Annotated in this window: 14 protein-coding genes and 4 pseudogenes; 7 read left to right on the plus strand and 11 right to left on the minus strand. The window is 49.1% G+C overall.

Going from position 1 to position 20613, the window contains the following annotated elements:
* Window positions 1-136: 136 nt before the first annotated feature.
* Window positions 137-1119, minus strand: a pseudogene (locus JCM2765_RS12150) (GMP reductase).
* A gap of 144 nt (window positions 1120-1263) precedes the next feature.
* Entirely contained in the window at window positions 1264-2562 is a 1299-nt protein-coding gene (locus tag JCM2765_RS12155) for an adenylosuccinate synthase (RefSeq protein ID WP_054736973.1), read from the minus strand.
* Window positions 2563-2986: 424 nt separating this feature from the next.
* Between JCM2765_RS12155 and purB the strand changes: the two are divergent.
* A pseudogene (gene purB / locus JCM2765_RS12160) lies at window positions 2987-4281 on the plus strand (adenylosuccinate lyase).
* A 157-nt stretch (window positions 4282-4438) separates the two neighbouring features.
* On the opposite strand, the gene JCM2765_RS12165 reads toward purB, so the two are convergent.
* The 8 genes from JCM2765_RS12165 to larA all read right to left on the minus strand — a co-directional run bounded on the left by JCM2765_RS12165 (window position 4439) and on the right by larA (window position 13454).
* Entirely contained in the window at window positions 4439-5296 is an 858-nt protein-coding gene (locus tag JCM2765_RS12165; RefSeq protein ID WP_082405123.1) for an alpha/beta hydrolase, read from the minus strand.
* 580 nt (window positions 5297-5876) lie between these two features.
* Window positions 5877-6806 (minus strand): alpha/beta hydrolase, encoded by a 930-nt coding sequence (locus tag JCM2765_RS12170; protein ID WP_054736975.1) that lies wholly within the window; start codon window positions 6804-6806, stop codon window positions 5877-5879.
* A gap of 92 nt (window positions 6807-6898) precedes the next feature.
* The gene (locus tag JCM2765_RS12175) at window positions 6899-7690 is read right to left on the minus strand and encodes a tyrosine-protein phosphatase (RefSeq protein ID WP_054736976.1); all 792 of its coding nucleotides are present in this window, start codon (window positions 7688-7690) and stop codon (window positions 6899-6901) included.
* A gap of 417 nt (window positions 7691-8107) precedes the next feature.
* The gene (locus tag JCM2765_RS12180) at window positions 8108-9106 is read right to left on the minus strand and encodes a HoxN/HupN/NixA family nickel/cobalt transporter (RefSeq protein WP_054736977.1); all 999 of its coding nucleotides are present in this window, start codon (window positions 9104-9106) and stop codon (window positions 8108-8110) included.
* A 27-nt stretch (window positions 9107-9133) separates the two neighbouring features.
* On the minus strand, window positions 9134-9961 hold the full coding sequence (larE, locus tag JCM2765_RS12185) for an ATP-dependent sacrificial sulfur transferase LarE (RefSeq protein WP_054736978.1): 828 nt from the start codon (window positions 9959-9961) through the stop codon (window positions 9134-9136).
* 82 nt (window positions 9962-10043) lie between these two features.
* Window positions 10044-11405: a nickel pincer cofactor biosynthesis protein LarC gene (gene larC, locus JCM2765_RS12190; RefSeq protein ID WP_054736979.1), complete on the minus strand. Its 1362-nt coding sequence runs from the start codon at window positions 11403-11405 to the stop codon at window positions 10044-10046.
* The gene (gene larB, locus JCM2765_RS12195) at window positions 11402-12163 is read right to left on the minus strand and encodes a nickel pincer cofactor biosynthesis protein LarB (protein WP_054736980.1); all 762 of its coding nucleotides are present in this window, start codon (window positions 12161-12163) and stop codon (window positions 11402-11404) included. The genes larC and larB overlap by 4 nt, the downstream gene beginning before the upstream one ends.
* Window positions 12164-12170: 7 nt before the next feature.
* Window positions 12171-13454, minus strand: coding sequence for a nickel-dependent lactate racemase (gene larA, locus JCM2765_RS12200; RefSeq protein ID WP_054736981.1), 1284 nt, complete (start codon window positions 13452-13454; stop codon window positions 12171-12173).
* Window positions 13455-13690: 236 nt separating this feature from the next.
* Between larA and JCM2765_RS12205 the strand changes: the two are divergent.
* The 3 genes and pseudogenes from JCM2765_RS12205 to JCM2765_RS12215 all read left to right on the plus strand — a co-directional run bounded on the left by JCM2765_RS12205 (window position 13691) and on the right by JCM2765_RS12215 (window position 16406).
* Window positions 13691-14361 (plus strand): annotated as a pseudogene (locus JCM2765_RS12205) (Crp/Fnr family transcriptional regulator).
* A gap of 509 nt (window positions 14362-14870) precedes the next feature.
* A complete protein-coding gene (locus tag JCM2765_RS12210; protein ID WP_054736982.1) occupies window positions 14871-15524 on the plus strand; it encodes an NAD(P)H-binding protein in 654 nt (217 codons plus the stop codon).
* 3 nt (window positions 15525-15527) lie between these two features.
* Window positions 15528-16406, plus strand: coding sequence for an alpha/beta hydrolase fold domain-containing protein (locus tag JCM2765_RS12215; protein WP_054736983.1), 879 nt, complete (start codon window positions 15528-15530; stop codon window positions 16404-16406).
* Window positions 16407-16446: 40 nt separating this feature from the next.
* On the opposite strand, the pseudogene JCM2765_RS12220 reads toward JCM2765_RS12215, so the two are convergent.
* A pseudogene (locus tag JCM2765_RS12220) lies at window positions 16447-17183 on the minus strand (gamma-glutamyl-gamma-aminobutyrate hydrolase family protein).
* Window positions 17184-17639: 456 nt separating this feature from the next.
* Here JCM2765_RS12220 and JCM2765_RS12225 point away from each other — a divergent pair.
* The 3 genes from JCM2765_RS12225 (at window position 17640) to glpK (ending at window position 20358) form a co-directional block, all read left to right on the plus strand.
* The gene (locus tag JCM2765_RS12225; RefSeq protein WP_054736985.1) at window positions 17640-17891 is read left to right on the plus strand and encodes a hypothetical protein; all 252 of its coding nucleotides are present in this window, start codon (window positions 17640-17642) and stop codon (window positions 17889-17891) included.
* A gap of 141 nt (window positions 17892-18032) precedes the next feature.
* On the plus strand, window positions 18033-18617 hold the full coding sequence (locus tag JCM2765_RS12230) for a Dph6-related ATP pyrophosphatase (protein WP_225352090.1): 585 nt from the start codon (window positions 18033-18035) through the stop codon (window positions 18615-18617).
* Between the two features lie 232 nt (window positions 18618-18849).
* Window positions 18850-20358 carry a glycerol kinase GlpK gene (gene glpK / locus JCM2765_RS12235; protein WP_054736984.1) on the plus strand — a complete coding sequence of 503 codons (1509 nt, stop codon included), beginning with the start codon at window positions 18850-18852 and terminating at the stop codon, window positions 20356-20358.
* The last annotated feature ends 255 nt before the right edge of the window (window positions 20359-20613 follow it).

Here is a 20613-nt window from a genome sequence, read left to right on the forward strand (position 1 = left end):
AAACCCGGTAGTTTCGCTGGGTCATGCTTACACTCCACCTTCTAACCGCCTCGCTCCGCACACTTACGCTGGACACAAGCGACAGCAAAAAAGGTCATCCAAGCAAAGGCTTGAATGACCAAAATAAAAGTTAAGTTTAGTAAGAATCCCCATTCATCACAGAGTTCTTAACAACCACGTAGTCCACAAGTCGGATGTCCATCAGCTTGCGGCCACCGGCGTAGGAGATTGATGATTGAAGGTCTTCTTGAATTTCTTCAAGGGTATCAGCAATGTCGCCGCGGTATGGCACGAGCATTTGCTTACCTTCAACGTTTCGGTAGGCGCCTTTTTGGGTTTCTGAAGCAGAGCCCCAGTATTGCTTGAAGGTCTTGCCGTCGATTTTGATGATGCTACCTGGTGATTGTAAGTGACCGGCCATTAAAGACCCAATCATGACCATGCTGGCACCGAAGCGAATTGATTTGGCAATGTCGCCGTTGTAACGGATCCCACCGTCAGCGATGATTGGCTTCTTGGCAGCTTGGCACAGAGCCGAATCGCAGCAAGTTGCCAACCGCCAGTCCCGAAGCCAGTTTTAAGCTTAGTGATGCAGGCTTTGCCGGGGCCAATGCCGACTTTGGTAGCGTCCGCACCGGCATTTTCCAGTTCTCGAACGGCTTCTGGGGTGCCGACGTTGCCGGCAATCACGAAGCTGCCTGGTAGGTATTTTTTGATGTGTTGAATCATCCGGATCACTGAGTTTGAGTGGCCGTGGGCAATATCAATGGTGATATATTCTGGCACATCGTTGGCATCAGCGAGTTCGTTGATGAAGTCGAGTTCGTCTTGCTTAACGCCCACGCTAATGGAAGCAAACAGGTCTTGGTCGTGCATCATCTTGACGAAATCGTGACGGGTTTCGGGGTGGAAACGGTGCATCACGTAGAAGTAGTCGTTTTGGGCTAACCAAACGGCAAGGTCGTCGTTGATGACAGTTTCCATGTTAGCAGGCACAACGGGAATCTTAAATGTCCGGGGGCCAAAGGTAACGGAAGTATCCGCCTCGGACCGACTGTCAATGATACACTTGTTCGGAATTAATTGAATATCTTCGTAGTCAAATACTTCTGGGTTCATCATAATTCGCGTCTCCTTAGGTTTGAATGTGGTTTTAGCGGGTTTGAGGCCAAATGATAAGCGAAAAACTCGAACGGCTAATTAAACTTACCATCGGATTCTTCGCTTATCGGTGTCAATATACGCATTTAGTGGTGCAATTACTTATTTAGCGTCCGTATCCTTCCAAGCGTCGATTAAAACGTTGGTTTGGGTCCGGTCTGGGCCAACTGAGAAGGTGGCAATATCAACGCCAACTAATTCAGCTAAACGCTTCACGTAGTTTTGGGCGTTAACTGGCAAGTCGTTGAAGTCCTTAACGCCAGTAATGTCATCGTCCCAACCTGGGAATTCTTCGTAGATTGGTTCGCACTTGTTGATTTCTTTTAAGTTAGCAGGGTAATGGTAAATGGTTTCACCGTCTAACTTGTAAGCTGTGGCAATCTTAAGGGTCTTCAGACCAGTTAAGACGTCCAAACAGTTCAAGGAAAGGTGGGTTAAACCAGAAACCCGCTTAGCGTGACGCATCACAACGCTATCGAACCAGCCGATTCGACGAGGACGTTTTGTAACAGTCCCGTATTCGTGGCCGGCTTCACGGATGAAGTCACCAGTTTCGTTGTTCAATTCAGTTGGGAATGGGCCATCGCCAACCCGTGAGGTATAGGCTTTGCAGGCACCCACAACTTCGTCGATCTTCGAAGGACCGACACCGGAACCAATCGTAACGCCACCAGCAACTGGGTTGGATGATGTCACGAATGGGTAAGTCCCGTGGTCGATATCCAACATAACGCCTTGGGCACCTTCAAACAACACGTGCTTGCCGGCATCGATGGCATCGTTGATGACAACGGAAGTGTCAGTAACGTAAGCTTTAATTTCTTGACCGTATTCATAGTAAGCTTCAAAGATATCATCAAATTGAAGTGGTGCGTGATCGTACAACTTCGTGATCAATTGATTCTTTTCAACTAAGTTTTGACGGAGTTTTTCTTCAAACGTTTCCTTATCTAATAGGTCAGCAACCCGGATACCGATTCGTTCGGCTTTATCCATGTAAGCTGGGCCGATCCCTTTGTTGGTGGTCCCAATCTTAGCTGACTTGGCTTGTTCTTGTAATTGGTCGATGAGGATGTGGTAAGGCAAGATCACGTGCGCCCGGTTGGAGATTCGGAGATTGTCCGTTGGGACGTTGCGGTCATGCAAGTAATGCAGTTCTTCGACGAGTGACTTCGGGTTTAAGACGACACCGTTACCGATGACGCTTAACTTATCTGAGTAGAAGATCCCCGATGGAATCAAATGCAACTTGTAAGTTTCGCCTTTAAAGACAATGGTGTGACCCGCATTGTCGCCGCCTTGGTAACGTGCAACAACGTCGGCTTGTTCACTTAAGAAATCAGTGATCTTACCTTTACCTTCGTCGCCCCATTGACTCCCTACTACTACTATCGATGACATTTGAACACCTCATATCATAAAATTGCTGAGCCAGTAAAACACGAACAACCCAGCAATTAACATTCTACCAATTTGCACGCCTGAATGCAAGCTAAAAACCGAATGTTTTATTTATTGACCGAAACAACGTTCTTAAAATAATGCTATTTAATAGGAAAAAAGTTGTCACGCTTTTCTGAAAACGGCACCAGACCGGATAACGCGAACGAACCAGAACGGGGCTAGACCAACGATTGTAGCAAACTGAGCTTGCCCGAACAACGCCGGATAATGGGGAACACGCGGGCAGTAACGGGTGACTGTGCCAATTTTTCATTTCATCGTGCAACCGCGCTGAATTTATGTTATGATTTTAGTGGAAATTCAGGTGTGAATTTCAGATAATGTTCGTCTTTTAATACTTTTATGAGAAATGAGGATAACGATGCTCGATAGATATACGCGTCCAGAAATGGCAAAGATTTGGTCACAACACAACCAGTACCAATCATGGTTGGAAGTTGAAATTGCGGTTGACGAGGCTTGGGCAAAGCTCGGCGTTGTCCCACAAGAAGATGTGGACAAGATCAACGCTAAGGCAACGTTTGACGAAAACCGGATCGCTGAGATTGAAGCGGTCACTCACCACGATGTTGTAGCGTTTACCCGGGACGTTTCAGAATCCCTCGGTGAAGAACGAAAGTGGATCCATTACGGCATGACCAGTACCGACGTTGTTGATACGGCCCAAGGTTACCGGTTAAAACAGGCGAATGACATCTTGAGAGCTGACCTGAAGCACCTGACTGAGGTCATCAAAAAACAAGCATTAAAATATAAGGATACGGTCATGATTGGCCGGACTCACGGGGTTCAAGCGGAACCAACCACCTTTGGCTTGAAGTTAGCCCGTTGGTACTCCGAAATGAACCGGAACATCAAGCGCTTTGACCGGGCAGCTGCTGAAGTTGAAGCCGGTAAGATCAGTGGCGCTGTTGGGACGTTTGCCAATGTACCACCATTTGTGGAAAAATACGTCTGTGATAAGTTGGGTTTACGCGCTCAAGAAATCACCAGCCAAGTGTTACCACGGGATCTCCACGCTGACTACATTGCCACGATGGCGTTGATTGCCACCAGCTTGGAAGAATTTGCGACCGAAGTTCGGGCCTTACAACGGTCTGAGATCACGAAGTTGAAGAACATTTCAACAAGGGGCAAAAGGGCTCATCCGCAATGCCTCACAAACGTAACCCAATCGGTTCTGAAAACGTGATTGGCTTGGCGCGGGTTATTCGGGGCCACGTAACGACGGCGTACGAAGACGTTGCGTTATGGCACGAACGCGATATCTCGCACTCATCTGCTGAACGGATGATTTTGCCAGATAGCACTGGTTTACTGGATTACATCCTGCACCGGTTCGCTAACATCGTGGAAAACTTAACGGTCTTCCCAGAACGGATGAAGCACAACATGACGTTGACGTACGGTTTGATTTACAGCCAACGCGTGATGTTGAAGCTGATCAACGCCGGTTTAACTCGTGAAACCGCCTACGACTTGGTTCAACCATTAACGGCCAAGGCTTGGGACGAAGGTGTTCAATTCCGGCCACTCGTTGAAGGTAACGAGACGATCACGTCACACTTATCACCAGAAGATATCGACGATGCGTTTGATTATCACTACCACTTGCGTCACGTGGATGAAATTTTTGAACGAATTGGTTTAAAGTAAGTTAGATAAACGCATCACCGAAGCGCCATGTTGAGTTTCGGTGATGGCGTTTTTTAGAGTCTGGTGTGATGTTAGATTGAAATTTGATAAGACGTTAGAAAAAGCATGACCGAACTCACCCGATTTTGGTTGGTTCGGTCATGCTTTTTTGACTCAATTACCACATAAAGTGATCTACCGCCACAGCAACGTTCGGATTCTTTCTCAACCGTCGATGTTGTGCGTCTGGACCGAAAAATTCTTGTTCATGATAGGCTTTAACGCGTCTACCAATTAGGTAGTCCAGTGACCTTGAACTGGCGTTTAGAATTTGACCATCTGAATGCGAACCGTTCATTAAGTTGCCGTAGATGTTGAGGATCTTAACGTGGCGCACCTTGAACTGCTGTTGACGCTTTAAGGCGTAGCGGTAACGTGGGGCCAACCACTTTGGACGACCGTTAGGCAGAATTTTATTGGGGTGTTGATGCCGGTGCTTTCCTGGAACACCGTCGAAGTTACCGGCAATCGCGGCGTATTTGTTTAACTGTGGGAACTGCCGATTGTGGCTGTAACGCAGTTCATAGTAGAGGACTGCGGCGTTGCCTAGCGAGTGGGCGACCACGTTGAACTGACGGATGCCGTAGCGCTGTTTCAAAGCCAACAAGACGTTACGAAGCCAGTTGCTGATACGGTGGTATTTTCGGGTATGCCGATTTCTGAAGACCACTTTAACGAGTGGCCGGCGGGTCCCTTTAGGCCAGCGGCCGGCCAAACGAACCCGGCCTTTGTCGGAAACGAAGGCTGTGATGACGGCGTGCGCGCGGTCCTGGTGTTCAGCGTAGCGCATGAGCGTTGCCATTGACCGCTTATTGCCGTGGTGACCGTGTAAGTAGAGTGTCGGAACCGCGTGGCGAATCGATGCTGCTGATGCGTTGGTTGGCGTGGTTGCGGTAAAGCACGTGAAACTGATGAGTAGCATTAAGCTGAAGATGAAGCGACGTATCGTGAGCACCTCCTCTGGCGTTTTGTACATTAGTGTTACTAGTGTAACGCATTTTGGCAGAGTGTGCGAGGTGGCTGGTGTTGGGACTAGGTTTTGAAAATGCAACGTGGAAGTTGTGAGTGAAGGAGTGGTTGTCAGCTATATTGGTAAGGATTGAATGTGTTTCTTAACTTGACGGTGACTCATGATGTTAGGGTGATTCGAGACTGTTATATAGCCTAAACGTGATCACTAACGCAAGACCCGGCCATATAAGCAAAATAACGCCTAGACTCCAAGTTCGGGAGCCTAGGCGTTGTTTTACTTATATTCTGGGTCCTAAACGCGTTAGTGATCACTCTCCCCAAAAAACACCCCACCACCAACTCTAAAAGTTGATCAGCGGAGTGCCAACATTGATTAAGACTCATTCGGATCACTTTAGGGGGAGGAGGATGATCCAACAAGCAAGTTTCAATTCTGAGGGGAGCAGAATTGAAGTCACACAAGGAAGTCCGTTAAAACAATTAAGGGGAGTATAGCTTGTTGCTTTTGCTATGCTTTAAATATACCGAATAATTGTGGCGAAAATATGAAGCAAAATAGGTTTCTTTGTGAACAATATCTTATCTTAAAAATAAGTTTTAAGAAATGATGAGACGCGTTTTTGGTAGGCCTCTGGGTTATACCAGAAACTTTCGGCGTGGGTGGCGTTTTTGACGATCCAGAGTTGCTTTGGCGCCTTAGTCGCCCGGTAATTTTCGTAAGCCATGTGGACTGGGACATAGGTGTCCTTGCCACCGTGGATAAAGAGAATTGGCCGCCGGTTCTTTTTGAGCTGTTCTTTTGATGATACGTCACCGAGGTAGTAGCCGAGCCGCTGCTTGTTGATGGTGCTGACCAGTGGTTCAACCGGGTATTCTGGCAGGTGATACTGCTCTTTCAAGAGGTAAGTTAATTCTTCTTTAATGCTGGAGTAGCCGCAATCGGCAATCAGCGCTTTGACTTGAGTGGGTAGGTTTTCACCCGACAGCATTTCAATCGTGGCTCCACCCATGCTGACGCCGAAGAGGAGGATTTTTTCCTGTTCGCCATTGTTGCTGATGGTGCGGTTGATCCAGTTGAGATAATCTAGTCGGTCAAGCCAGCCAAAGTTGATGTAGTCGCCAGCGCTGTCGCCGTGGGCCCGGTCGTCTGGGAGCAGGACGTTAAAGCCCATTTCGTAAAACATCTTGGCGTAGTTCGCCATGGTTTCGCGGTTACCCTTGTAGCCGTGGGAGATGATGACGGTTTTGCCAACCGGATTGGCGCTTGGAATGTAGGTCGCCACTAAGCGTTTAGCAGGATCGTGTTCGTTTAAATACCAGGTTTCGTGCGTCACTTTGTGGAACCAATCCACGTAAGCGTAGTATTGGTCGGCGTATTTTTGCTTTTCAGCCGATGTTTCTGGGACGTAATTCACGCGCTTGAAGGCGACGTTGAAGAGTTTGTTGCTGACGTAGAGAGCGCCACCGGCAACCGCCGCTAATGGCACACTCAGTTTAAGTAGTGATTTTTCCATGGTTCGATTCGCCTCCGCGTTAAGTCTAATGAAAAAGGGTGAGGCCGGCATAAGCCAACCCCACAACCTATTGTGTTGATTATTTTAATGCATTATTTCGTCAGATACAATTGTTTTAAATCGTTAATTTCAGTGGTTGAAAGTGATAACGCTTCCGTTAAGAACTGGTTCATATCACCGTAATCGGCCTGAATGGTTGCCATAGCAGTGTCAAAGTAATCGCCGGAAACGGAGATCAATGCTTTGAGCGATTCCAGTACGGAACCGGTCATGCCGTTCTCGCGCGCCTTCGTTAAGCGATTTTGAATCAGCGGTGAGAGGGTTTGATTGGTTAAGAGGTAGTCTTGACGGATGAGGTCGTGATCAACGCCCAGTGCTGATAGGAAGAAGACGGCGCCCATCCCGGTGCGGTCCTTACCAGCAGTACAGTGGAAGAGGACACCATCGCCATTAGTGTTGTTCAATAGGGTGTTAAAAAATTGACGGTAGGCATCGTGTGATTGCGGCAATTCGATCATTTCTCGGTAAGTATCGATCATGTGTTGCCGACCATTTTCACGTTTGTATTGAAGCTCAGCTTTGATTTCGGCCTCTGTCTTAGACGCTTGGGTTTTATCTTCCGGAAAAACGGGCAGGTGCTGGTAATCAATCACGGCCGGAATCTGGTCGGGCGCTTTGGTGACTTCGTCGTTGGAGCGAAAATCAACGTCGTACTTGATGCCGTAGTCTAGCAAGAGTTGTTGGTCAGCGTCGGTCAGATGCGCAAGCGTGGCGGTTCGAATCACCCGTTGCCATTTGATGGTCTTCCCATCAGCAGTGGGGTAGCCGCCAAGTTCACGAAAGTTGAAACCGCCAGAGACGTTGAGTACGCGTTGATGTGTCATGTTGAAGTCCTCCTAAAGTGTTGTCTGTTGGTTATTGTAACATAGAGCGAGAAAAAAGGCGGTCAGGAGGTGGCGTGTAAGGGGACTCTGGTAACTGCCCAGACCCAGGGCAGTTACCAGAGTCCCCTTACACATAACCGCTTGCCTTTTTTCTCGCGTTTCGGCGCGGTGGCCAGAAGGCACCAAAGAAAACCATCCCAGAAAAAAACCGATTTGCGGAACATAACAGTTACCCAAGCGCCGAAAATAACGTCAGAGGAAAGCACGTCGCCTGCCACCACTCAGAAATTGGAAGCACGCCACCCTTACACATAACTGCCTACTTCAGCACGACAGCCAAAACCAATCCCCAAACAAAAAAATGGCACCCAACCCAACATCGATCGGATACCATTCCTATTCATTTCAAATCAACAACTACCGTTCCAACCGAACCGCCCGCCGATCCTGCCACAACCAGTAAGCGTAGGCCACCAACCAAAAGGTGGCGAAGAAGCCAACTAAGCCGTAGCCGAGCCAACCCGGGTCGATGCTGGCAAGCCAGTGACCGAACCGAGATGGGAAATGCACCAATTGAAGCAGTTCAAATGAACCAATCACGAACGCGGTGATGGCCGAGATGCTCGTCATCACAATGTTATACCGCATTTTCTTACCCGGTGTGTCAAATGCCCAGCTGTAAGCATACAGCATCATGGTCGAATCGACTGTGTCCATCAGGTTCATCCCTGACGCAAACAGAATGGGTAGCGCAAGAATGCCGCAGGTCGTCGCGGCCGTTTGACTGGTCGTTGCCGCTGATAAGGCAATCACCGTGATTTCAGTGGCCGTGTCAAAACCCAAGCCGAACATAAAGCCGATGAAGTACATCTGCCAGTCATGCCGGATCCACTTGAAAAGCGGTGCCAGTAGTCGGGATAACGCGCCACGAGAAAGTAGCAGTTTCTCGATTTCAGGTTGATTTTCCTGATGTGCCGGCCGTTGTAGCCGAATTAATTTGCTTAAAATAATGAAACTACTCAGCGCAATAATCAGTAGAAAAATACCCGAGACCACAGTACCGACCTTGCCACCAATGGCGTTCAAGACGGTCAACTTCGTTCGTGCCCAACCGAGTGAAACCCGGACGGCCAGAATCATCAAGAAAACGACCGTGGAGTGGCCGATAGAAAAGTACCAGCCGACACCATAAGCAGACTCGCCTTGATTTAACAGGCGCCGAACGGTGTTATCAATTGCTGAAATGTGATCGGCGTCAAAGGCGTGCCGTAAGCCGAGGGTGTAGGCGAGAACGCCCAGTCCCCAGAACTTTGGCGCTGCCTGAGCTGCGACTAACAACAATCCGAGACCCAGTAAATGTAACCCCAACGTGAGGCAGTAGAACGGGATGGTTTTGCGAAGGCGCACTTTTGTCATGTGTGACTTCCTTTCTTTAAAGCGAGACTAGTCGACGAGGGCGGCCTTAACGTCAGCGGTCAAGCTGTCGTTCATCCGGCCAGACTTGAAACCTTCCAAGTCAACGGTGACGTAAGTGTAACCAAGACCCTTTAAGGTGTCGTTGATGGCAAACATTTGGGCAACTAAGTCGTTCATTTGGTCAGCCATGACTTCGATCCGGGCTAAGTCTTCTTGAACCCGAACACGAACAGTGGCGAAACCAAGGCTACGAAGGTAAGCTTCAGCCTTCATGACGCGTTGGATGCCAGCAACCGTTAATTCAGTATCGTAAGCGAACCGAGATGAGACGGAGCAGCTAGCAACCTTGTTCCAGTTGGATAAACCAGCAGCGCGGGCCATGTCACGCACGTCTGACTTGTAGATGTCAGCTTGTTGCAAAACGGAAACGGCGCCTTCTTCGTCACGGGCACGTAAGCCTGGGCGGAAATCGTTGTTGTCGTCCATGATCATGCCGTCTAAGACAACGTCATAGCCGTTTTCGGCTTTTAATTCGTTCAACTTTTCGTAGAACATCTTCTTCATCCAGTACCATGAGCTGGCGCGGTTGTTTTTGATGTTGTCGTTTGAGAGGTAGTCCAAAGTCGTCCCCATGACGTTGGCGCCCATTTCACGCGCTAAATCCATGGCCTTGGTGTATTCTTCGTCAGTGAATAAGTCGGAGTTGGCAACAACGGCCAAAACGTTTTCCTTACCCAACGTCTTCAAAGCGGCGTCCAAGACAACCGTTGAATCGATACCGCCAGAGAAGGCAACTAAAACTTTGTTGTATTGTGATAATGCGTTCGTTAAGTTTGCGTTTTTAACTGATTCCATGTGAGTAACTTCCTTTTTTAATAAAATTAAAATTAAATGACTGAATTGTACTTGTTGAACGTGATGCGGGTGTTACGCTGGTTTAGCCAAGTTCGTTTTCGTAAGCCAACAGTGCGGCGTGGCGAACTTGATCCAAACTAATATGGTGTCGGTCTGCAAGAGCAGCGGCACTGTCATACTCCACCGTTACCTTTGATTGGGTACCACGGTTGCCGATTTTAAGCGTGACGTCGCCATATTGCGTGGTTACCGTCTTAAATGTCCGTGGTAACGTGGCACGTTTCATCGTGACCCAACGAACGCCAAACGTTGTGGTGTGGGTCATCAACAGGTCAACCATTGCCGTTAATTGACCGCTGGTGGTGATGACCGTGACTTGGTAAGCCGGCCGGTTCTTCTTCATGAAAATCGGCGTAAAGTAGGCGTCATAAGCGCCGGCGGCCATTAGTTGTTCCATGGCGTAGCCTAAGCCTTCGCCCGGTTGATCGTCGACGTTAGCGTGAATTTCGACGACCTCATCGCTGGTGGAGTGGACTTCTTTTTGGCTGGCGAGCGGGGTGAGTAGTAGCCCACGCAAGGCATTTAAATGCCCAGTTTCGCGCGTTCCAAAGCCGTAGCCGACCCGCTTGACTTGCAGGTTATCCGGAATGGGGCCAAAGGCGTTAAAGGCCAGTTTGGCGATTGCAAAGCCAGTTGGCGTGACCAATTCAGTGTGAATGTCCGTCCGTTGTTGCACGGGAACTTCGCTGTTTTGTCGCATCTGCATCACAGCTGGAACAGGAACCGGCATGGTACCGTGAGCGACTTCAATGGTGCCGGTACCGTCAACGAGGGTGCCGCTGATGATGTTGTCGATTCCCATCAGATCTAACCCAACGAAGAACCCAACGATGTCAACGATGGAGTCCAAGGCACCAACTTCGTGGAAGTGGATTTCATCCAAAGATAACTGGTGCACGTGAGCTTCAGCTTGGGCGATCTCGTTAAAGACACCAAGCGCCTGATCCTTGATTGACGGTTTCAAATCCGCGTGGTTGATGATGGTTTGGATTTCCGCAAGGTTACGACCGTGGTGGTGATGGTGGTGAGCGTGAACGTGATCAGTTTCGTGGTCGTGGTGGTGCTCGTGGGCATCGTCATGATCGTGGTGATGATGTTCATGCTCGTGCGCATCACCGTGTTCATGGGCGTGTTCGTGTTCAGCGATTTCCTGTGCGGTCAAACTTTCATCGGCGTGATGGTGAGTGTCTTCTAGTTCAATGCCGAATAACTGACCACCAATGGCCGAGCGTTTGGCTTTTTCGAGGGTCAACCGATAGCCGGTGACGTTGAGTTTCTTTAACTCAGCCTGAAACTGGTCAAAGTCCAGTCCAAGGTCGAACAGGACGCCCAGCAACATGTTGCCGCTGAGTCCTGAAAATGGATCTAAATATAGGGTTGTCATTTGTCGTTCTCCGTTAAGTGATTGATTTGACTGGCACTGTAGCCGGCGCCAAAGCCGTTGTCGATGTTGACCACGGTGATCCCTGACGCGCAGCTGTTCAACATGGTCAATAGGGCTGACATGCCACCAAAACTGGCGCCATAGCCAACACTAGTGGGCACCGCGATAACCGGTTTGTCCACGAGACCACCAACAACTGAGGCGAGGGCGCCTTCCATCCCGGCAATCACGATGACCACTTGTGCTTCGCGGATGACGTCAAGCCGGGCGAACAGACGGTGAATCCCGGCAACACCAACGTCGTAAACCCGGGAAACGGTGTTACCAAATGCTTCGGCAGTTAAAGCGGCTTCTTCAGCGACTTTGAGGTCGGACGTGCCCGCAGTGACTACCGCAATGGTGTGCGCTGTTTTGGCAATGGCAGTTTGTTGCCACGTCATCACTTGCGCGTCTTCACGATAGGTCATTTCGGGATAGGCGGTCAGGACTGACGCAGCCTTTTCTGGTGAGACCCGGGTGACTAAAATATTCGCGTGGGTCGGTACCATTGCTTGGATGATGCCGATAATTTGAGCGGCCGTTTTGCCTTCGCCGTAGATGACCTCCGGGTAACCGGTGCGTTGTTGCCGGTCCGTGTCCACCTTCGCGTAGTCGAGATCGACGAAGCCGGGATCGTCAAGCTGACCCAGCGCGTCTTCAACGGATAGTTGTTGGGCTGCCACCCGTTTTAAGAGGGCGGCCATGTTGTTATTTGCCATGGTTAAATTAATCCTTTGCTTTGACGATGACGCCTAATCCATCAGGGATGACAGTAACTTTAGCTTGTTCACCTTCGCGTTTGTAGGCCATGTCCATGGCTTCCTCCAAGCTGTTGGCGAGTTCCATGTGCATGTCCGTTACAAGGTTAGGTTGCACGAGGTCGGAGACCATGATGACGTGGTGGTTGACCAAGATGCGGGCCAAGATTTGAGCCGTCCATTGATCAGGGATGGTTTCCAAACGAGGGGTGTTGATGGCTTGGTCCAAGAAAACCTTTGGATCGTCAACATCAGCTAAGTTGTGGTAGAACCCTTCGCCACCGTGACCATCACGACAGCCGGCAACCATGACGATGGTTCCGTTAGGCTTGTTGGTGGCTTCTGCAGCGGTCATGCCCTTAACGGCTTGGTAGATGTTTTGGTCAAGTGGGTAACCACCGTTGGTTGAAATGGTGATATCAGAATCAATGGCGTCGACTTGTGAAAGGGAAGCCACGAAATCAGTTCCTTTCTTGTGGGCGTTCTCCAGATCACCGGCAAATGATGCAATGATCTTCTTGTCTTCGTCCAACACAACGTTGAGGATGAATTGCAAGTGAACGGCTTTGGCTGCAAAGACCATGTCCTTGTGGATCATGTTGTGGTGCAGGTTACCGGTCCGGCTGTGCTTATCAGCAACGAATTCGCCAGAGTGGTTGGCCATGATCGTCTTGTATGAGGCGATCCCAGGCAAAACGGACTTCCGACCACCAGAGAAACCGGCGAAGAAGTGGGATTCGATGAACCCTTCTGAGATCAAGAGGTCGGCTTCAACGGCCACCTTGTTGAGGATCAAATCACCACCAGAAGGCAGCTTACCGATGTTGACCATGTCTTCGTCGCGTTCGGAGTAGTGCATCACGATTTCTTCGTTGTCCACGATGTCTTGACCGTATTTGTTGATCAATTCTTCGCGGGTTGAAGGCCGGTGGAAGCCGGTTGCCACTAAGATGCGGATACGAGCATCTGGGGCTGCTGAGCGGAGCCGACGAAGTAAGATTGGTGTGATGATGTGTGATGGCACTGGGCGGGTGTGGTCAGATGAAATGATCACGATGTTCTTCTTGCCCTTGGCTAATTCTTCCAATTTAGGTGAATCAATTGGGTTGTCCAACGAGCGTTCCACCGTTTCAGCTTCTGAAATGGGGTTTTCGTAGGTTGCAGCTTGTGACACTAATTTCCCGGCAAAGTTCGCATCTGGGATGTGCGCCGTGATTTTTTTCTTGTCATAAGGTAATTCAATATCAATCATGTTGTGTAATCCTTTCTCTCAAAGCATGGTTATTATCATATGCTTTTTAAATTTCAAAAATACTCGGATTGTTACGTCAAATTTGGTGCACAAAAAGAGCGTATGATTTGTTACATCGTGAAAATTTAAGTTCACAATGGTTGCGAGTGTGATAAACTCTATAAAGTATGATTTAAGACATCTATTAAATAGGGTTTGTGAAATCGTTTCCACCCTGCTAAGGATCTGAAAAACACATGGTTATGAACCGAACTGAGTACCTTTTGAGTCAAATGGAAGCCGTTCACGCCCACGTGATCACCAAAAAACGTCACACCTATTTGACCTATCATGGCCTAGAAGAGACGAACACTTATATTTTGAAACGTGGCATCGTTAAGAATTCGATTATTCTGCAGGATGGTCGAGAATTTAACTTATCCTACATCGCCAAACCAGACGTCATCAGTCTGTTACGGGATGAGATTTCAAAGGATACCGATCAGCCATTTAACGTGCGGGTTGAATCGGACACCGCTGAGTTTTACGAGATCAACCGCGTCAAGTTTGGCAAATGGTCAATAAGGACGAGGGGCTCAACAACTACGTGAAGGAATACTACCGAACGAAGTTGTCCGAAAACATCGTGCGCTCCCAGCAAATGATCATGGGCAGCAAACACGACGTCGTCTGCACATTCCTGAACCAACTCGTCGGCTTATTCGGCAAGCGCCTCCCCGACCATCAGGGCATCCTGATTGATTTCGTCGTCACAAACCTAGACATTGCCGGCTTTTGCGGCATCAACTCCCGCTCATCAGTCACTAGAATCATCAGTGATCTGCGGGCGGAGGGGATTATTGATATTGTGGAGCATAAGTTTGTGGTGCGGAATATTAGTTATTTGAGGGATTATGTGCCGTTGTGAGAGTGGACCAAAAAACGGTTAGGTCCCAGAATGTAAGCCACTAAAAAGAGGTACGGCCGTTTCTTGGCCGTACCTCTTTTTAGTGGCTTACATGGCCGGGACCTGCTTTTGGGGCCACGTTTAGGCTAGATAACAGTTTCGAACAAGAGTAGAAGGATAAGCCAATTACGAGTTAAGAAACCCGTTCGATACTTACAAATATAACCCGAACAGACGGGTAACAAAGCCCGAAGCTCAGTCAAAAGACGTAACCGCACTAAAACTCAACCAGCCGCCTTAACTCAACATCAAACCAAATCCAACAAGAACCGCACCACTGTCCTCAAGCCGAAACGTGAGAAATAACTCAGGCCCCGGCCATGTAAGCAAATAACGCCGCAGATTCCAGACCCGGGAATCTACGGCGTTATTTGCTTACATTCTGGGGCCTAACCGAGTTATTTCTCACTCTTACCAAAATGAAAGCGTTATAATACACATATCAAAGTGCCACGAAAGGATGATGAGACGTGAAAATCGGAATTATTGGCGGTAATGGTAAAGCAGGGGCGGCTGTCTACCAGGAGGCGCTTAAGCGCGGGCACCAGCCGACTGCGATTGTGCGTAACGCTGCTAAGGCGCAAGGCGTTTTAGGTGCGGATGCAACGCTGTTAGTGAAGGACGGGTTTGAGCTGACTCGAGAGGACCTCACGGCATTTGACGTTGTGATCGATGCGTTTGGCGTGCCGATGGGGTCACCGTTGGCCTACCTGCATCTAGACTTACTGACTCGAATCGTGCATGAACTGCGAGAAACGCAAACGCGGTTGGGTGTGATTATTGGTGCCGCTAGTTTAACGATGCCGGATGGACGACCACTGTTAGACCATTTAATGGCAACACCGGGGCATGAAGATTGGATCGGGGTACCGTTAAATCAGACTTACGAGCACGCCTTTTTACAGATGATTGATAACGTAGATTGGTTTGCGGTCTCACCGCAGCGCGAATTTAAGCTGGGACCTGCAAGCAGCTATGTCATGGGTGACCAAAAGGTGATGTTTGATGCAGACGGTCGTTCGGAATTAACGACTGGCAATATGGCACTGGCCATCTTGGACGAACTTGAGACGCCGACCCATATTCGGCAACGGTTTACGGTTCGTAATCAGGAGGCAGACTAGGGCATGAGTTTACGTGGCGATTGGTTATTGTTTAAAACAAAACGGAGTCGGTTGAAACAACAGGTGGCGACGAGTTTTATGCACCCAAATCGGCGCCAAGATGAAGTGGCACCTGAACAGTTCCCTGATCCAGATCGCGTGACAGTCGTGCCGTTAGAACAGGGACGGCTGGTGACGGTGACACCAAAACAGGAAACGACTAAGCACGTGGTGTTATTGCACGGTGGGGCTTATACCGTTCCGGCAACGGAGAGTCATCGCGAATGGTTGATTTATATCAGTGATCAATTAGGGGCCCGAGCAACCCTCATTGATTATCCGTTGGCACCAGAAGCTACGGCAACTGTGACGGTTCCGGCAACGGTCGCGGCGTATCAGGAGTTAGGATTAGAGTACCCGGATGATCAGTTTTACCTACTCGGCGACTCAGCTGGCGGTGGCTTAGCGTTGGTTTTATTGCAACAGCTACGTGATCAGCATGCCCTGTTACCAAAGGCTAGCGTGCTGGTGTCACCCTGGACGGATCTTGCGATGCGGGATCCTCAAATCGAGGCGCGAGATGATAATGATCCAGAGCTATCATTTGCGGCAATGCGTCAGACGGCGATTAACTATGCGGGGCAGTTGGTGCTGGACGATGCGCTGTTAAGTCCAATTAACGGCAATCTAGAACACTTGGGCCGAATTGGTCTCTTCTACGGGACAACGGAATTATTGTTGCCGGATCATCAGCGATTAGCCACTAAGTTACAGCAGGCCACCGGCACGCAGGTGGATGTGCACGAACTTAAAGGCATGTTGCACGATTACCTCTTCTGGCACGCGTTACCGGAGAGTCGGCAGACGTTTAAATACTTGGCAGAACAACTCAATCAGGCATAAAAAAAAGAACCGCACACGCGGTTCTTTTTTATGCCTGAAGTTAACGCGTTTCGTGAGCAACCCGTTTGGATCGCTCGATAAAATCTGAAAACAGTGCCTTAGACTCTTCGTGATGCTTATACATGTTCTCTGGGTGCCACTGCACGGCCAGAATTTGTTCGCTCTTCACCGATTCAATGGCTTCTACCACTTGATCATCGGCGCGCGCTGTAATTTTAAGACTTGGGGCAACGTCCTTCACCGCTTGATGGTGGCGGGAGTTAACGTAAGGGCGCTTGCCAACGATTTTTAACAAGCGACTGCCCTGTGCCACTGAGACGTGGTGGGAAGGCATGTTGCCGGGAGCGGTTTGGTGGTGTTTTAACGTCGTTGTGGGGTTTTGTGACAGGTCCTGATAAACCGTGCCACCCAACCCGATATTGATCAATTGAAGCCCGCGACAAATGCCTAGGATCGCTTTACCGTGAGCAACGGACTGCTTTAACAGTTCAATTTCAAAGAGGTCGCGTTTGCGGTAAGTCGTCCCTAGTTTTTCGTAGGTTCTTCACCATAAAAAGTGGGATCCACGTCATCGCCACCGAGAAAGAGAACGCCATCGAAGAGGTCCAAGTAATCAGTGACGTCTTCGGGGTCAACGCTCGGAAAAATAACGGGCACCCCGCCAGCCTTAACAACCGCTTCGATTGCTGGCCGTGGCGCAAACGCCGCGTTACGTTCGTTAATAATGTTGGTTGCTTCAGCCAATGTATCGGCTGGCAATGCAATTCGTGGTCGCATGTTAGGCCTCCTCCTTATAATTAGATTAAGATGAGATAAAAGTATCAGATTTTAGGGGAAAAAGCAAGGAAGTTGATATAGATGTGGTAATATTTGGCTAAATAGCGCGTGCGCGTTGCTGAATTCAAATTTTAGCCGGTGGATAAAGACTGTATTGGTAAGTATCGAACTGGCTTCTTGGCTCAAAACGTAATAAAAATGTCGCTCCATTTCAAGACGGTTATATAGTCTAAACGCCAGATAGGCTTCCAAGCACCGCTGGGTCGCGTGCCAAAACTCAGGTCCCGGCCATATAAGCGGACTAATTCATAAATTCCAAAACCAGGAATTCACGAATTAGTCCGCTTATATTATGGGACCTAAACGAGTTTTGGCACGCTCTCTTCTTCACATTTTTCACAAAAAAGCCTATATTAAATATGTAACTAATTTTGAACAGAGGTAGATAAGATGGCAATGACAGAGCGACAGTTGATTCAAGAGATTCTAAATACGGTAGCCGTAATTTACGAATTTGAAAACGCTGACGAGGATGCCAACGAGTATACGCTGCTGATCAAACAACAAGACAACGATACCCGGGATTTGGCAACCGTTAACGCTGAGGTGAAGCGGTACTTTGAGGAAGCAGACTTTGATTATCAAGAAGAACTGCACCCAACGAATACCGACAAACCAGCAGATTTGCGGGTTCAAATTAAGCGCTGATTTAGCGATCCCGTGGTTTGGGGGACTGATTGACGTTACCCAATTTAGATAATGTAAAACAACTCATGGCTGTTCATCATGAACGGCGGTGAGTTGTTTTAGTTTGGTATAATAAACCTACTAAATAGGGGAGGCGGAATCATGCAATTTTGTTTGAATTATAGTTCGGGTAAAGACAGTATGTTGGCGCTGGATACGCTGGTCAACGAGGGCCACCAGCCGGTTTGCTTAATTACTAGTGTGAATGATGAGATCGACCGGTCCTGGTTTCACGGCGTGCCGTTAAACGTGTTGCAGGCGGCGGCAGACTGTTTGAATTTGCCGTTATTAACAGTACCGACAAACGCAACGACTTACGAAGACGCAATGGTGGCGGCACTGAAACAAAGTCAGGACTACGGCGCTACCGTTGCGGCCTTTGGTGATATCGATATTGAACAAAACGGTGATTGGGATAAACAAATTGCCCAACGAGCGGGCCTGACACCAGTCTTGCCACTTTGGCAACAGGGTCGTGTTTCATTGGTTCATCGGTTCTTGGATCGCGGCTATACGGCGATGATTAAAACGGTCTCGAAGGCTTCTGGCATTCCGGATGATTTTTTAGGTCAGCCGTTAAACCAAAATTTCTTGGACTACTTAGCCGCGCACGACCTCGATCTCTGCGGTGAAAATGGCGAGTACCACACGTTGGTGTTGATGGGCCGTTATTTGACCATCCATTGACGTATAAAACAGCTGGCATCTTTGATAGTCCACACGCGCGATCGTTGATCATCAACTAATTTCACAAGTGAACTAACGCTGTAATGATGATAGCCTAAATGCGATTAAATCGGCCTAGAGGTTTAGTTTCTCTTAAATTAAAGGGCTCTCATGACGGAACGCTTGTGAACATGGTATGCTTAATGAAATGATTTGAAACCGGTTACGTGATGTTAATTGGAGGGATTTGAAAATGGGTATGAAGGCACCGGAACACTACATTCTAGCAATCGATCAGGGGACGTCGGTCACTCGGGCAGTGCTGTTTGATCACTCGGGGCGGCAGGTGATCGAAAGCCAGAAGACCTTCCCGCAGTACTACCCCCACAACGGTTGGGTGGAACAAGACGCCAATGAACTGTGGAATTCAGTTCAGTCGGTAATTGCGAGTGCGTTGATCGATGCTGGGGTCCACCCAGAGTACATCGATGGCATCGGCATTTCTAGCCAACGAGAAACCACGGTTATCTGGGATAAGCAGACGGGACAACCCATTTACCATGCGATTGGCTGGCTGTCAAAGCAAACGGCGCCGATTGCGAAACAGATGGTGGCGGATGGCTACGAACAGCTCATTCACGATAAAACCGGATTAGTAATTGATTCCTACTTCTCGGCAACCAAGGTCCGTTGGTTACTAGACCACGTACCAGGCGCTCAGGAGCGGGCAGAACGCGGTGAGCTGTTGATGGGGACCATTGATAGCTGGCTGGCGTGGAAGCTGTCAGACGGTCAATTGCACATTACTGATACCACCAACGCCAGTCGAACGATGTTATTTAACATTCACGATTTGTGTTGGGATGACGATATTTTACGAATCCTGAACATCCCCAAGCAGTTGTTGCCGGAAATTCGCTCTTGTTCTGAAGTTTACGGCACGACTAAAAACTACCAATTCTATGGTGTCGAAGTGCCGATTTGCGGCCTAGTGGGGGACCAACAGGCAGCGCTGATCGGTCAAATGGCCTTTAAACCGGGTGAGGTGAAAAATACCTACGGCGATGGCGCCTTTATCGTGATGAATACGGGGGACGAACCCCGGTTCTCTGATAATCAACTGTTAACGACGATTGCGTACGACCTTGGTGGTAAGAAGACCTACGCACTGGAAGGGTCGATCTTCGTGGCCGGGACCGCGGTGAACTGGCTGCATGACAGTATGAAGATCATTGACAGTGTGCCGCAATCGAGACAAGTAGCGATGGCGTCTGAAAACGATGATGAAGTTTACGTGGTACCAGCCTTTAACGGATTGGGAGCACCGTACTGGGATCAGGATGCCCGGGGCGCTGTGTTTGGCCTGACGCGGGGAACGAACCGAAGTGACTTTGTGAAAGCAACGCTGCAGTCAATTGCCTACCAAACAAGGGACATCATCGAAACCATGCGCAAAGATACCGAGATGCCGGTAACGGAAATCTTGGCGGACGGTGGTGCGTCTAGAAACCGCTATTTGATGCAGTTTCAAGCAGACATCCTAAACGTGCCAATTATCCGGTCAGCAGAAGAGGAAACCACGGCGCTGGGTGCCGCAATTTGTGCCGGACTAGCAATCGGCTACTGGCAAGATTTAGACGAAATTGCCAAGATCCATGCTCCAGGCCGGCGTTTTGTACCGGATATGACCGAAGAGAAGCGGCAACGGTTGTATGATGGCTGGCAAGTGGCGGTTAGGGCGACTAGGGAGTTTAAGGTGTAGAGTGCGGAGAGAAGCGGTTAGAAGGTGGAGTGTAAGGGCCAACCGGCGAAAAGGGCCCGGTTTTTGGGGCCTTTTTGTCGGTTGGCCCTTACATGCAACCTTCTGCTTCTCGGAGCACGTTTCGGCGCGGTTGCCAGAGGGCGTCAAAGAAGGCAGTTCCGCTAGGAAAGTAGTAAGCGGAGAGCCGAATCTAATGAGGCGCCGAAAACTAGGTAATAGCAATGCACGTCGCCAGTACCACTATGAGTGATAGTG

Origin of the sequence: Secundilactobacillus similis DSM 23365 = JCM 2765 (genome assembly GCF_001311075.1) — a bacterium.
Classification (GTDB): Bacteria; Bacillota; Bacilli; order Lactobacillales; family Lactobacillaceae; genus Secundilactobacillus; species Secundilactobacillus similis.

Coding starts and splice junctions, on each gene's coding strand:
- JCM2765_RS12170 (WP_054736975.1), bottom strand. CDS start 6,806: ATGGAAAAATCACTACTTAAACTGAGTGTGCCATTAGCGGCGGTTGCC.
- larC (WP_054736979.1), bottom strand. CDS start 11,405: ATGACAACCCTATATTTAGATCCATTTTCAGGACTCAGCGGCAACATG.
- larB (WP_054736980.1), bottom strand. CDS start 12,163: ATGGCAAATAACAACATGGCCGCCCTCTTAAAACGGGTGGCAGCCCAA.
- larE (WP_054736978.1), bottom strand. CDS start 9,961: ATGGAATCAGTTAAAAACGCAAACTTAACGAACGCATTATCACAATAC.
- larA (WP_054736981.1), bottom strand. CDS start 13,454: ATGATTGATATTGAATTACCTTATGACAAGAAAAAAATCACGGCGCAC.
- JCM2765_RS12215 (WP_054736983.1), top strand. CDS start 15,528: ATGAGTTTACGTGGCGATTGGTTATTGTTTAAAACAAAACGGAGTCGG.
- JCM2765_RS12180 (WP_054736977.1), bottom strand. CDS start 9,106: ATGACAAAAGTGCGCCTTCGCAAAACCATCCCGTTCTACTGCCTCACG.
- glpK (WP_054736984.1), top strand. CDS start 18,850: ATGGGTATGAAGGCACCGGAACACTACATTCTAGCAATCGATCAGGGG.
- JCM2765_RS12165 (WP_082405123.1), bottom strand. CDS start 5,296: ATGTACAAAACGCCAGAGGAGGTGCTCACGATACGTCGCTTCATCTTC.
- JCM2765_RS12155 (WP_054736973.1), bottom strand. CDS start 2,562: ATGTCATCGATAGTAGTAGTAGGGAGTCAATGGGGCGACGAAGGTAAA.
- JCM2765_RS12175 (WP_054736976.1), bottom strand. CDS start 7,690: ATGACACATCAACGCGTACTCAACGTCTCTGGCGGTTTCAACTTTCGT.
- JCM2765_RS12230 (WP_225352090.1), top strand. CDS start 18,033: ATGCAATTTTGTTTGAATTATAGTTCGGGTAAAGACAGTATGTTGGCG.
- JCM2765_RS12225 (WP_054736985.1), top strand. CDS start 17,640: ATGACAGAGCGACAGTTGATTCAAGAGATTCTAAATACGGTAGCCGTA.